This is a genomic window from Flavobacterium pasteuri, from assembly GCF_048286615.1.
Taxonomy (GTDB): Bacteria; Bacteroidota; Bacteroidia; order Flavobacteriales; family Flavobacteriaceae; genus Flavobacterium.
In genome coordinates this window covers 219,421-231,789 of record NZ_JBLVPN010000007.1, presented here as the reverse complement: position 1 = coordinate 231,789, position 12,369 = coordinate 219,421, and the positions used below count along the sequence as shown (strand labels likewise).

Annotated in this window: 16 protein-coding genes; all 16 read right to left on the bottom strand. The window is 31.8% G+C overall.

Going from position 1 to position 12,369, the window contains the following annotated elements; translation table 11 throughout:
* Window positions 1-63: 63 nt before the first annotated feature.
* On the bottom strand, window positions 64-522 hold the full coding sequence (locus ACNQF6_RS12260) for a DUF1572 family protein (protein ID WP_417966186.1): 459 nt from the start codon (window positions 520-522) through the stop codon (window positions 64-66).
* Window positions 512-991 carry a nuclear transport factor 2 family protein gene (locus ACNQF6_RS12255; RefSeq protein WP_417966185.1) on the bottom strand — a complete coding sequence of 160 codons (480 nt, stop codon included), beginning with the start codon at window positions 989-991 and terminating at the stop codon, window positions 512-514. Before ACNQF6_RS12255 ends, ACNQF6_RS12260 begins: the two co-directional genes overlap by 11 nt.
* A 241-nt stretch (window positions 992-1,232) precedes the next feature.
* Entirely contained in the window at window positions 1,233-3,287 is a 2,055-nt protein-coding gene (locus tag ACNQF6_RS12250) for an OmpA family protein (protein WP_417966184.1), read from the bottom strand.
* A gap of 65 nt (window positions 3,288-3,352) precedes the next feature.
* Window positions 3,353-5,128: an Ig-like domain-containing protein gene (locus tag ACNQF6_RS12245; RefSeq protein ID WP_417966183.1), complete on the bottom strand. Its 1,776-nt coding sequence runs from the start codon at window positions 5,126-5,128 to the stop codon at window positions 3,353-3,355.
* 923 nt (window positions 5,129-6,051) lie between these two features.
* Complete coding sequence (locus tag ACNQF6_RS12240) at window positions 6,052-6,390, bottom strand: hypothetical protein (protein WP_417966182.1); 339 nt, start codon at window positions 6,388-6,390, stop codon at window positions 6,052-6,054.
* Window position 6,391: 1 nt separating this feature from the next.
* Window positions 6,392-6,739, bottom strand: a complete 348-nt coding sequence (locus ACNQF6_RS12235) for a hypothetical protein (protein ID WP_417966181.1) — start codon at window positions 6,737-6,739, stop codon at window positions 6,392-6,394.
* 53 nt (window positions 6,740-6,792) lie between these two features.
* Window positions 6,793-7,125 (bottom strand): YtxH domain-containing protein, encoded by a 333-nt coding sequence (locus ACNQF6_RS12230; protein ID WP_417966180.1) that lies wholly within the window; start codon window positions 7,123-7,125, stop codon window positions 6,793-6,795.
* A 31-nt stretch (window positions 7,126-7,156) separates the two neighbouring features.
* A complete protein-coding gene (locus ACNQF6_RS12225) occupies window positions 7,157-7,309 on the bottom strand; it encodes a lmo0937 family membrane protein (protein WP_315207628.1) in 153 nt (50 codons plus the stop codon).
* A 61-nt stretch (window positions 7,310-7,370) separates the two neighbouring features.
* Window positions 7,371-7,523: a lmo0937 family membrane protein gene (locus tag ACNQF6_RS12220; protein ID WP_417966179.1), complete on the bottom strand. Its 153-nt coding sequence runs from the start codon at window positions 7,521-7,523 to the stop codon at window positions 7,371-7,373.
* A 26-nt stretch (window positions 7,524-7,549) separates the two neighbouring features.
* Window positions 7,550-8,173: a porin family protein gene (locus ACNQF6_RS12215; protein ID WP_417966178.1), complete on the bottom strand. Its 624-nt coding sequence runs from the start codon at window positions 8,171-8,173 to the stop codon at window positions 7,550-7,552.
* Window positions 8,174-8,359: 186 nt separating this feature from the next.
* Window positions 8,360-8,821 carry a sll1863 family stress response protein gene (locus ACNQF6_RS12210; protein WP_417966177.1) on the bottom strand — a complete coding sequence of 154 codons (462 nt, stop codon included), beginning with the start codon at window positions 8,819-8,821 and terminating at the stop codon, window positions 8,360-8,362.
* Window positions 8,822-8,986: 165 nt separating this feature from the next.
* Window positions 8,987-9,172, bottom strand: coding sequence for a CsbD family protein (locus ACNQF6_RS12205; RefSeq protein ID WP_417966176.1), 186 nt, complete (start codon window positions 9,170-9,172; stop codon window positions 8,987-8,989).
* 178 nt (window positions 9,173-9,350) lie between these two features.
* Window positions 9,351-9,572, bottom strand: coding sequence for a hypothetical protein (locus ACNQF6_RS12200; RefSeq protein ID WP_417966175.1), 222 nt, complete (start codon window positions 9,570-9,572; stop codon window positions 9,351-9,353).
* 167 nt (window positions 9,573-9,739) lie between these two features.
* Window positions 9,740-10,504, bottom strand: a complete 765-nt coding sequence (locus ACNQF6_RS12195; protein WP_417966174.1) for a DUF4382 domain-containing protein — start codon at window positions 10,502-10,504, stop codon at window positions 9,740-9,742.
* Window positions 10,505-10,688: 184 nt separating this feature from the next.
* Window positions 10,689-11,573, bottom strand: coding sequence for an MlaD family protein (locus ACNQF6_RS12190; protein WP_417966173.1), 885 nt, complete (start codon window positions 11,571-11,573; stop codon window positions 10,689-10,691).
* A gap of 18 nt (window positions 11,574-11,591) precedes the next feature.
* The gene (locus tag ACNQF6_RS12185; RefSeq protein ID WP_417966172.1) at window positions 11,592-12,368 is read right to left on the bottom strand and encodes an ABC transporter ATP-binding protein; all 777 of its coding nucleotides are present in this window, start codon (window positions 12,366-12,368) and stop codon (window positions 11,592-11,594) included.
* Window position 12,369 lies beyond the last annotated feature (1 nt).

The following is a 12,369-nucleotide window of genomic DNA, read 5'->3' as shown; positions in this document are numbered from 1 at the left end:
TCTTTACTTTATAAACGATTTAAGTATGAATTTAAAACGTGTAATAAGGTACTAAATTGCTTGTCATAACAATGTTTTTAGACATAATAATCGCCTGTGGTAATTAATTTGTCCAAGATGATAGGCTAGGTGTGTGGTCAAATGGATGAGCATAAACCCGGTTGAAGTTTTGTCTTTAAAAACTAAAAGTGGATATTCTTTTTTTAGTTCAACTTCTGAGATGTTATTAAGCGCATTGTCAACGACAACAATAGTTTCTTCGATTTTTGATAACAATTCTACTCTTGGAATATCTTTCAGCGAAAATTCTAATGGTCTGTTTCTTATATATCCAGTTTTTCCATACTGTGCACCAATGTAAGTATTAAGATTTCCTACCAAATGCAAACAAAGATTTCCGGCTGAATTAGCGATACCTTTTTGGATAGCCCAAATATCACTTTCATTTTGGTACGACTCAATTTCCGTTTTTAGTTGATTTAAATCTCGGCTGAATAGTGTCTTTAAGCTTTCAATTAGCATTTTTAGTTTCTTTGTATTTTTTTAATGATAGTAGTGCTTGTTGCTGTATTTTTTGTTGAAAAAAACCGGTCCAGCCTAAGAGATGTCCTGTAATTCCAAAAGCTTGTTTGGACCATTTCCAGATGTCGAAATCATCCGTGTGTTTTTTTATTAATCCATCTTTAAACTGAAACTGAGCCTGAATAACATTTACTACTTTTCTATTGGTTTTACTGAAGTTATAGGTAGCAATCCATTGTGCAGAACCAACGTATTCATCTACTTTCATATCTGAGAACTCAATTTTTATATTTCCTTTGCTTTTTTCAATGAGCATTTTCCACATTTGACAAACATCGTTTTCTTTTAATAATCCAAAAGCTGGATCACGAAACTCAATTTTAGAATGATAGCATTCACACATTGTTAAAGCATCTGCATTGGCAAAAGCGGTGTAGAACTTAATGAGGGTTTTTTCGTTTTCGTTCATATTTGCGTAAAATGAATAGTAAAAATAATAATTTTTTTGTTAAAATTCAGGTTTTAAAAAAGGATTATAGAAAAACTGACAAGTATTACTCTTACTATGAAAACATTAAGAATAATTAAAGATTGATTGTCATTAGATTACAATCAGATATATTTTCTCATTTTTAGGCAAAAAAAGAGGATAGACTGTTAAGTTTCTATCCTCTTTTATACTTTATTAAAAGGTATTCTGATATTCCGGCTTATTTAACGGCAGGAATAATATCAATTATGACAGTACGATTGTAAAAACGTTCTTCGGGAGTTTTGTTATCAAACGGAGAATTATTTTCATTTTCACCATAACCAGATACATTAAATTTAACATCATTTCTACCCGCTTTAGCTAAACTGCTCTGAAGGATAGTTTTAACATCATTTGCACGAGCCAATGATAAGTCTTGATTGTAAACTTCTTCACCAATAATATCCGTATGACCTTTAATAATTACGGTTGCTCCAACAGGAATTTTAGGCGTAACAACTTCAGTTAGGTATTTTTCATACAATGAAATTGCTTTAGAGGTATTGAATTCATAGATAATACTATATCTCATACCTTCTTCCATTTTTGCAGGAGTCCAAAGTACCATGTGAACAGGAGTTTCCTTTTCTATAATTTTACCACTTTTAGTCTGGCCAATCATTTTTACTTTGTAATCTCCTTCTGGACGGCTACCTAAAATTGCTTTTCCAGGAATGCTAACCTCATCTTGAGTATAAGGTCCAAAAGACTGTATTTTTCCTTTCTCGTCAGTTATTTGCAATGACCAAGATGATAGTGCTTCACCAGCTCCTTTATTATTGAAAGTAACATAACTTTCCAAAGGTGCTTCTTGTGAAGCTGTAATTTGAACTGGTTTCAATGGCGCATCAGGACCACTTTGAAATTCCATCAACAAATCAGCAGAATTACTTTCGATAGAAACTCTACGATCTCCTTCACGTAGTAAAACTAACTCTAATGTTCCACCTGGTTGTTCTGATGGGATATTTGGTTTACTTTGACCTTTAGTGGTAATTCTAGTTGGATTTATTGCAAATACATTTACCAAATAGGTTTTAACAGATTCAGCCATAGCAAGACCATCTGTATTGTCATTATTTGATGAACCTACCAAAGTAATTGTTGAAGAAGGATTTTTTTGCATACGATCTCCAAGGATGTTCAGCACATTATAATAAACAGTCATTTGACGTTTAGAACGATCTGATAAATTTTTTGGAGCAAATGTTTCTAATTGATCTTCTTTGAAGTCTTTTACTTGATTTGTTGTCAATAAAACATAACGATTTGGAATCTCTGTTGATCCTTCATTAAAGAAAACATAGTTTCTAAGCGGGAAAATTTCAGTCATTCTTCTTTCTCCGGGAACATTGCTAGGAGAATTTACGGAGAACTCAACTTCACGGTCTTTAGCCATATCTGTAGCTTGTTGGATATTTTGTCCTTGACCAAATTTAAGTGCAACACCAGCTCTAATTGTAGTTATGTTCCAAGTTTCTGTGGCACGAGGATTTTGACCAAAATAAGGTTGGAAAGAAACAAAAGGAGACAATACAAATTGTGTTTTGTTGCTATCTGAAGAAAGCGGTATATCATATCCTGCACCAATTTGCATTGACAGAATAGTTTTCTCAATCTCGCTAAATTCACCAGTTACTGCAGGGGAAGGAGCTTGATCAGGGAAAGCTGGATTAATACCTAATTGATAGGTAAATGATTTGTCCAAATTGAAAGCCAATCTTGGGCCTCCATAAAGGTAAAAATTAGATTTAAATGGAGCAAAACGTACGCTAGGTTCTACAGTAATGTAACTAAGATCAGTTTTTAAATCAGCAGGACAGTCGCATGCAGTAAGCACTTGGTCAAAAGAACCTTTACGGCTATCAAACCCGGCTTGCAACATAACTCCCCATCTTGAAGTAGCAGGACGATATTCTAAAAGTGGTGCAATAAAAAGCCCTGTGCCATTTCCTTCATGAAAAGTAGCCGGAGGAGTAAAGCTTGCATTTAACTGATTAGTAGAACCTTCGTAAAAATTGAAATTGGCTCCACCAGCAACACCGAAATACCAGGAAGGTTTAGCATATTTAACCACTTGAACTTCTTGTGCCTGAACAGTCGTTTGAGCACTTAACCATGTCAATGAGACTACTAAAAGACTTTTGATTGGTAAGTTAATTGGAGACCAAGCTAGGCGTAATCCCTTTTTGAAATTATTTATATTGTCCATGTTATTTTTTATTTGATTCATTTTAAATATATCCCGTCCTAAGACGGGATGAAAAGTTTGATTCTAAAATTTATTTTATCAAATACCTAGTTAGGTACATTAATAACTGTATTCACCATGGTAACTGAAGCTACTAGAGAAATCGCTCTACCATTTAGTACTGTTAAAAAAGGATTTGTGCTATTGGCAGGAGAAGACAAAGTCACACCATTGTTTGCAATGATGTTTCCTACCATAACTCCACCACCTGCGTAGTTAATAACTGCTGCACTACCAACATACCAGTATACATTATTAGGATTACCTACGCCATTTAAAAATGTAACGCTACTTGGCGCTGAATCACCTACTGTTAAAGTAGAAGGAGCTTGAAAGTACCATTTGGCATTTGGATCACCATTAGCATTTAAGGTTAGATTCCCGTTGGTTATTTTAAAAGAACTAGATGCAGTATATACACCAGGAGCTAATGTTAATCCACCTAATTCACCTGCTCCAGGGTTAACATTACCACCCGGCATTGAGGCAGGGGAGATGCTATTATAAAGGTCTCTTGCTGCATTCAATCCTGCTAATGCAGTTGCTGCTTTAGTAGTATTTCCGGGTGCAGGAGCATCAGTAAAGATACCATCTGTTACAACTCCGTTATTTAATGGGGTTACGATATAAACATCACCATTGGTTCCATCTGTAAAACCGGTCACTAAAGATGACGCAGCGGTAGTACCTATTGTACCATCTACTACAGATAATAATCCTTGGTTAGTTATTCCGGCATTACCTCCAAAAACTCCAAAAAACAGTCCGCTAGTAACTATAGGACTTGGTGTTACTGTATTTGCTGTAGTGAAATTCCACACATAGTTATTTGCTAACGGAATACCTAAAGTACTTTTAGCACCAGTTGTTATGGTAGCGGTGTAAGTAAGTCCTGGATTAAGTGAATTTACCGGGTTAAAAGAAGCTGTATTTCCACCAGTGTAAGTAACAACACCTGGAATTACTGTTGTACCTTGTCTCAAAGTAAAAGTAGTTGCATTTATAGTCAAAGGGTCCATAGCTACACTGAATGTTGCAGTAACTGTTTTACTTAAATTAACTCCTGTAGCATTATTAAGTGGATCTGTTACAGTTACTGTAGGTGCTGCTGCTGTAGTGAAATTCCATACATAATTAGCCGCTAACGAAGCATCAGCTGTACTTTCAGCTCCAGTTGTGATAGTAACGGTATAAACAGTATTTGCAGTTAACAGATTTGTTGGGGTAAAAGATACTGTTGAACCAGAATAAGTAATTACTCCAGCAACCGTATTTGTTCCTTGTTTTACCGTAAAAGTTGAACTGTTTAATGTCAAAGGATTCATTGGTACACTAAAAGTGGCAGTGATTGTTTTATTCAAAGTAATGTTTATGGCATTGTTTAGCGGATCTGTATTACTCACCATAGGAACAATAAGCATTCCTGTACTGAATGTCCAAACATAATCAGCTTGAAGTGCATTACCCATTACATCCTTAGCTCCAGTTTTAATTCTAGCACTATAGGTAGTATTAGGAGTTAGAGGAACACCAGGAGTAAACAAAGCGGTAGTTCCACTGTATGTTACTGTACCTGTAACTGTAGTACCATCAGCTTTAGTGATGATAAAAGTGGATTGATTAATTGTTGCTGCATCCATCTCTTCATTGAATGTTGCAGAAATCAGTTGTCTAAAAGGAACGGCTAAAGCTCCATTGACAGGAGTGGTAGATTCAACAACTGGGCATACGCCTTCGGTCTCTATAAAATCGTCTTCTGCACAACCTGAAATTAATGCAATAAAAAGTATTGCAAACGTTAATAGTAAATTTTTAGTTTTCATCATTATTGATTTAGGGGATTAAGTATTTTATACAACAAAGATTGTTTTATTGTGAACAGAAGCTGTTATATAATTAAAAATGGAAATTGTAAAATTCACTCATTTAAAATGTTAAAGGATTTATTGTTAATCAGTATTTATGATTTTAGAAGTGTTGTATGTGTATCAGTTTGTATAATTTTTATCTTTCTAAATATAGAAATTGTTAAAAAAAGGATCTTTAACAAATTGTAGCAGAAACATTTTTGAAGAAAAATATTTTCATGGATTTGATAAAAAAAAAATAAAAAAAAGGTCCAACTTTAATGAAAAGTTAAACCTTGTTGTCCTGAACTGACACAATTTTTAGATTGCGCATTATTAAAGTACTTTCTGAAATTTGTATTTAAATGCAATTTTCCCTTTTTTTTCCAGATTAAAAATGAATTCAGTAAGTTCTTTTGTAAAAGCATCAAGACACATAGCAGATTGCTTGATGTAATCTAAAGATTTTTCTAACTCATCGGGTGAATTGACAGATTGTTGATGTAGCAAATAAGATAAACCAAAATATTAGCAATTGGTTGTCTTACTTTATGGGAAGTTATAAACATCATTTCCTCCAATCTTATTATATATTTTAGTTGGTATTTTTCGGCTTTTTTAAGTTTATTATTAGCAATAATTAGTTCTGCAGCTCATTTTTACTTTTCTAAGTTTTAAAAAGCAAGTTTTCTGTGTCCTATTATTAGCGCTTTCTTTTTTAATCTTTTTTCTATGCTTTTTAATTAGTTTTCAAAAGATATTATCTTAAATACAATAAGTGATCCAGTTAGATATTTTGTTTTTGAGCTTATTTAAAAAAGAACAATAAATAGTTTATACCTGATTAATGTAATTATTGTATTGGAATTAAATCAATTCGAAACAAAGTACAAGCGTAGTTATAATTTTGAAGCTTCTGAATGTTTTGTTACAAGGTTAGTGATTACAAATTGTAACATCGTTCCTAATATTCTTTTGATGGGATTGTGAGTTGATCCTAATAACACTTTTTTAGTTAAGTACCCTGTTGTCATGCCAACAATATTATTTAGTATATTCCCTTTAATTTCAGGAGAGGTTGCCATAAGGCCAAAAGCATTTTTTATAAGATTTAAAGGTTTTAAACTTTCGATGGTATACTGGTACTGATCTTTTAGTTGAACTAATTCTTCGGCTTGTTTCATTTTCATTAATATGATAGTTTCCTTAAGAATTTCTGTTTGGTGTATCTTTTTCATACTAACTTTTTTTTAGCATTTTAATAATAATAAAATTGCTGATGGGCATTTTAATCCATTCATCTTTAAATATGTAAAGAATGATTGTAATTAGTAAATAAAAACTCGATACTATAAAAAAACCATAATATACTTTTCCAACTAATTCACCAATCCATAGGGAAAGGCCAATGTTTACCAAAAAAGCAAACATTGCAAAAACAACAGAAACGGTTAATCGAGAAAGTAAAGAAGACAAGACATCAGCAGTTTTATCCACTGCGTTTAACTTCGCTAATTCTACTGTTGTTCTAGTGTAATCCTCTGCTCTTTCAAAAAGCATTTCTATTGCTGTTGCGTTGTTTTCCATGATATAATTTGTAAGCGTACTTTATATTGAAATTTTAATTACTAAATATCGTATTAGATACTAGTATTTTTAATTTCGTTTTTTGCATCGTAAAATTTTGATTTTCCTTCAGAAAGTAATGATTCACCTTCATATTTAGCATCATCAAATTTTGATTTTCCTTGAGCGATTAAATCTTCGCCTTCACTCCAAATTTTCTCATACTTTTTATTAATTGTTCCCAATAAAGTATCTAATTTGTCTTTTAATTCATCAGCATAATCGTTACTCTTATCCATAATTTTTTTTCTTGTTTTGTCCCCTTTTTCAGGTGCAAACAATACTCCTAATAATGCTCCAACGGCAACGCCACCTAAAACTCCTAATATTATTTTATCTGCTTTCATAATTATGTATTTTACTGTTTTATTATTTGATTTATATACTTCTACCTTGTATTAGTCTAAATAGTATTGCAATAACTGCAATAACAAGAAGTACGTGTATAATTGATCCTAAGCTGAATGCAAAGAATCCAATAGCCCAAAAAATGACTAAAATAACTGCAATTGTGTAAAGAAGGTTGCCCATGATTTCTAGTTTTTAATGATTTATATTTTGTTTGTTTTTTTTAATTAAATAGGCAGAAAAACTAGATTTTTCTGCCTTGTATAATTCTAAATATAACTGCAATAACTGCAATAACGAGAAGTATATGAATAATTGATCCTATGCTGTATGCAAAGAAGCCAATTGCCCAAAAAAGGACTAAAATTACTGCGATTGTGTAAAGTAAATTGCTCATAATTTTTAATGATTAATTAATATGTATTAGTTTAATCTCAAACCTACGTAAACGTTAAAAACACTGTTTTTTGCGTCTGACGAAGTAAAGCTATTGTCTTTTCCTATTTTAGTTAAACCATAATTATAACGAACACCAAAGTTTACTACATCAAAATCAAGTCCTAGTCCACCAGATATACCAGCATCAATTTTGTTAAAATCATCAGTGTCTAATTCACTTTCAGATGAACCAAAATTCGAATCATTTTTTGTTTTTCCACTAACCATAAACGCTGCGTATGGACCTATATGTACATTAAAATTATCAGTCAAATTAGCAACTAATAAAACAGGAACTTCAATGTAATTGATATTGAATTTTGATGTTCCTTGAACTACTCCATTATCGTATATTTGCTCAGATCCTTTTGTTGTGTAGTTAATTTCTGGCTGAATTGCAATACTATTTGTAACTGGAAATTTTGCGTATAAACCAGCATTAAAACCTGTCAGTATGTTGCTGTCATCTACAGTATCTATATAAAAATTAGAGAAGTTTAGTCCACCTTTAAAACCATAAGAAGGTGTTTTTTCTTGCGCTTGTGCGTTTGTAAAGCTCATGAAACTTAATACTAATGAAGCAAAGATTAGTTTTTTTGAATTTTTCATTTTAATTGTTTTTGTTATTGAATTATTATACTACAAATATCACCATCTTACAGACTAACTTTGTTACAATACTTTTTGTTAAGTTTATATTATTCACACCTTAAACGATTTACTATCAGATATTTTTAAATCAAAAAAGAATTAAGCAAAAAAAAGACGAGTTGTGTAACTCGTCCTTTTAATGTACTATTTGTTGTCTACTGTGAGGTTTTTAAAAGCCTCTCCAAGTTCATCCATATCACGATTGTATTCTTGTTTAAAAGATTCCCAATCACTACTGGAATCATTTTTATACGTTTTAATCGTAGCTTTTATGTCATTATTTTTTTGTTCTAAAGCATCAATTTTTTGAGCATATTCTTCATCGATTGATTTTCCAGTTTTTCTCATACTGGCTTTCATCTCTGCGATTCTCATTTCATTTTCAGTAATTGTTGCATTAGTACTTGCCTTGAATGCATTCCATTCTTCTTCAGTTGCTGCTTTTCTTGCCTCTGTCAATTCTTCTTTTGCATCATCAAGATTTTCTCTTGCATCCTCTACATTATCTTGTGCAGCTTCTTCTTTTTTAGAAGTATTTTGACAACCTGTTAAAACGGTTCCAGCCATGAAGGTTGTTATTGCAAGGGTAAAAAGTGTCTTTTTCATAATATATAGTTTTATTTTTTTGATTTGATTAAAGAGCTTCAGGTGTACCATTTTATAATTCAAACTAGGAGTATTTAGTACTGCTACTTTGAATTATGCAACGGTATTAGCTAAAGTAAATAATGTAATAATAGGGTCAAACAAGTCTTTTTTTGAAACAAATTATTAGATGGATTCAATAATTTTAAGAATTTCGTCTTTAGTTTTACCCAATTTAATTTGGAGTTTGCCCATCATTTCTTCTTTTTTACCTTCTGTGAAAAGTAAATCATTATCGGTCAAAGCTGCAAATTTTTGTTTTAATTTTCCTTTTTGCTCTTCCCAATTTCCTGTTAGTTCTATTGAATTCATTTTTTTTGTATGTATTGTACGCGAAATAATTTTCACTTTACAAAGTTGGCGTGATTAAGGCCTAAATCAGTTATATAACTTTGGGAATTAGTTGTTATATTCACTGATTTTGTAGAATGAACAATAAACAATGAGCGTACAATTATATCAATTTTGACTATTATATCAATAAATAGTTCTATTGATTTGAATCGTGGTTATGATTTGGAATGTATTTTTTCAATATGTTTTCTAGTGATTCATAATAATCCGTTAGTGTTTTAATATTTATTTCGGGATTTGTAATATCAGGAATAGATACGGGCATCTCAGACAAATATTTTGATAATTCGGGATAGTAATTCCGAATTTTCATAGTAATTTCAAGAATAGCTTCATTAAGTTCTTTTTCTGTTTTCATGATAAATTAAATTTTAAGATTATTTGGTAAGGCACGGTTTATTTAAGTGTAAAAAATAAAATCATTAAAAATATCGCATTATGTAATGATGTTTTTAATGATTTTAAATGTATTAGGTTGTTGATAATTTTGCTTTTGCATTATAATACACCATTTATACAATAATTTTATAATATAATAAAAGCGCCTATTTCAGTAGTTAAACCGGCTGTAACTACGACATTAGTTTTTGTTACAGGTAATAACGGCAGAGCAGGAGTGATGGTAATGGTGTACATTCCTGGAGGAAGTCCCATTATTAGGAAGTCCCCTTTTTCATTTACATTACTTGTATAACTTACTGCTGTTGATGAGGTTGCTTCAACTACTGCCATAGTTCCTATTGGAGTAATTTTACCTTTTATAGAACCGCTAATTGCTTTTTCTATTGTTCTAATGACCGGTTTCAATTGGTACCCGCCATTTCCTAATTTAACTACTGATTTATTGGCATCAAAATCTAAAAGGACAGTATACAATATCCCTTCTTGAAGTGTTTGGTTAACTTGAAGTTTTAATCCGCTTTGTTCCGCACTTGGGGTACTCAAAGGATAACTTACACCATTAAGAACTACTGTATTGTCAGCACCTAGAATAAGTCTTATTTGTTTTACAGAAGAAATTTCCAGTGAATCAGTTGCAAGTAATGTATCGACACCATTAGAAAATTCTAGTAAGTTATAAATACCTTTTTCTACATTTAGTGCTACAGTTTTACCATCTTCTCCTATTACTTCCACACCTTGTACGTCTACATTCACTTCGTCATATGGTCCTGGAGCATCAGTCAATCTTACTGCATACGGGTAACTCGCATTTGTATCATCATTGTTACAGGAATAAATTAATAATCCAAGCATGATGAAAGACAGAATAAGTTTCATTTTTTTCATTTTCATTTTAATTTAAAGGTTCAAAATATTTGTAGTATTGTAAAGATACTTTGCATCTGTAAATCAAATGTTATACAACTTTGCTATAAAGTTGTAGAATTCTCACTCATAAGTAGTAAATAATAAGTATTCTCTTAATTTGATGTATTTTCGAGAAATATATTAAGCTATTGCTATTTAAAGACTATTTTATAGTATCAAATTTTGCCCCAATATTTAATTCCTTTTTCATTTCTATTTCCTCCTGATCTTCGAGCTCTTCCAGCTTTTTATCTTCTGCTTTTTTCTTTTTATTGAAATAGCCTCTTAACAGAAAATTATGTTTTGCAGCTTCTATAACTTCATTGAGTCCTTCGGTTCCTGTTTTTACATTTGTTAGGGTAGAATCAATCATTCGACCCATTTTCTCATCACTCACTAATTTTGACAGCGCTCCTTTTCCGTCATTCATTTTGATTGTGAATTTTTTAAATTCATTTGAACTGTTTTCAAGATTAGCAACCATGTTTTTTATACTGTTTCCAAATTCCTCATCGGAGACTAATTTAGATAAAGCGCCATTTCCATTGTTCATGCTATAACTGAACTGAGCAAGTTGAGCTGTAATTACACCGGCATTATCAACACTCTTTTTAACGCTGACCATTAAATCTTCCATTTCTATAGCTTGCTTTGAAGCAATATTGTCATTGTCTTCTACAATTACTTTAGAGTTTTTTCCAGAGGATATTATTAGGACTTTATCTCCCATTAAACCATCAGAACTGATACTTGCAATAGCATCTTTCTTGATGTATTTACGGACTTCTTCTTTTATGACTAATTTAATCACCACAGAAGTATCCGTTAGAAATTCAATTTCTTCGACAGTACCTATGTTAATACCCGAAAAACGAACATTATTCCCTACTTCGAGTCCATTCACCGAATTAAATTTTGAATTCAATTCAAATGTAGAGCCAAATAGATTTTTCTGTTTTCCAACAAAATATATTGTTGTAACAAAAAGTGCCAACCCTATGATTACAAACATTCCTAATTTCCATTGATATCCAGATTCTTTATTCATTTTATATTTTTTTATTGGTTATAGGAAAAAGGAACGAACCCATTCGTCATCACTTTTTTCTAATTCTTCGTAAGTTCCTTCAATATGTATAACACCATCTTTTAAAATCACAAGCCGATCAGCAGTGTGTTTTGCACAAGCCATATCATGGGTAATAATAATCGAAGATGTTTTATGTTTTTTTTGTATTTCTAATAACAATTCACTGATTTCTCTTGAAGTTATCGTATCTAATCCTGTCGTAGGTTCATCATATAATATGATTTCAGGTTTTAGAATAAGAGTTCTCGCAAGTCCAATTCTTTTTCGCATTCCTCCTGATAATTCCGAAGGCATTTTATCAATTGCCTCAGCCAGGCCAACGCTCTCCAAAACGTCTTTTATTTGATTTTCTAATTCTTCAGCAGATAAATTCTTAGCGTGTCGTTTCAATGTAAATCCTAGATTTTCTCGAACACTCATGGAATCATACAGCGCAGCATTTTGAAAAAGAAAACCTATGCGGACTCTGATTTCATTAAGCTCATTGTTATCTATTTTTGTAATATCAGTGCCAAATACATTTATTTCACCCTCGTCAGCAACAACTAAACCAACTATACATTTTATAGTTATTGATTTTCCAGAACCTGATTTTCCTAATACCACTAAATTTTCTCCTTTATTTACAGAGAAAGTAACTCCTTTTAAAACTTCGTTACTCCCGAAGGATTTATAAAGTTCTTTTATTTGGATAACTCGATCATTAGTTTTAGAAATAGGAGTAGGGGCAGTAGTTGTTATATCTTGTGTCATT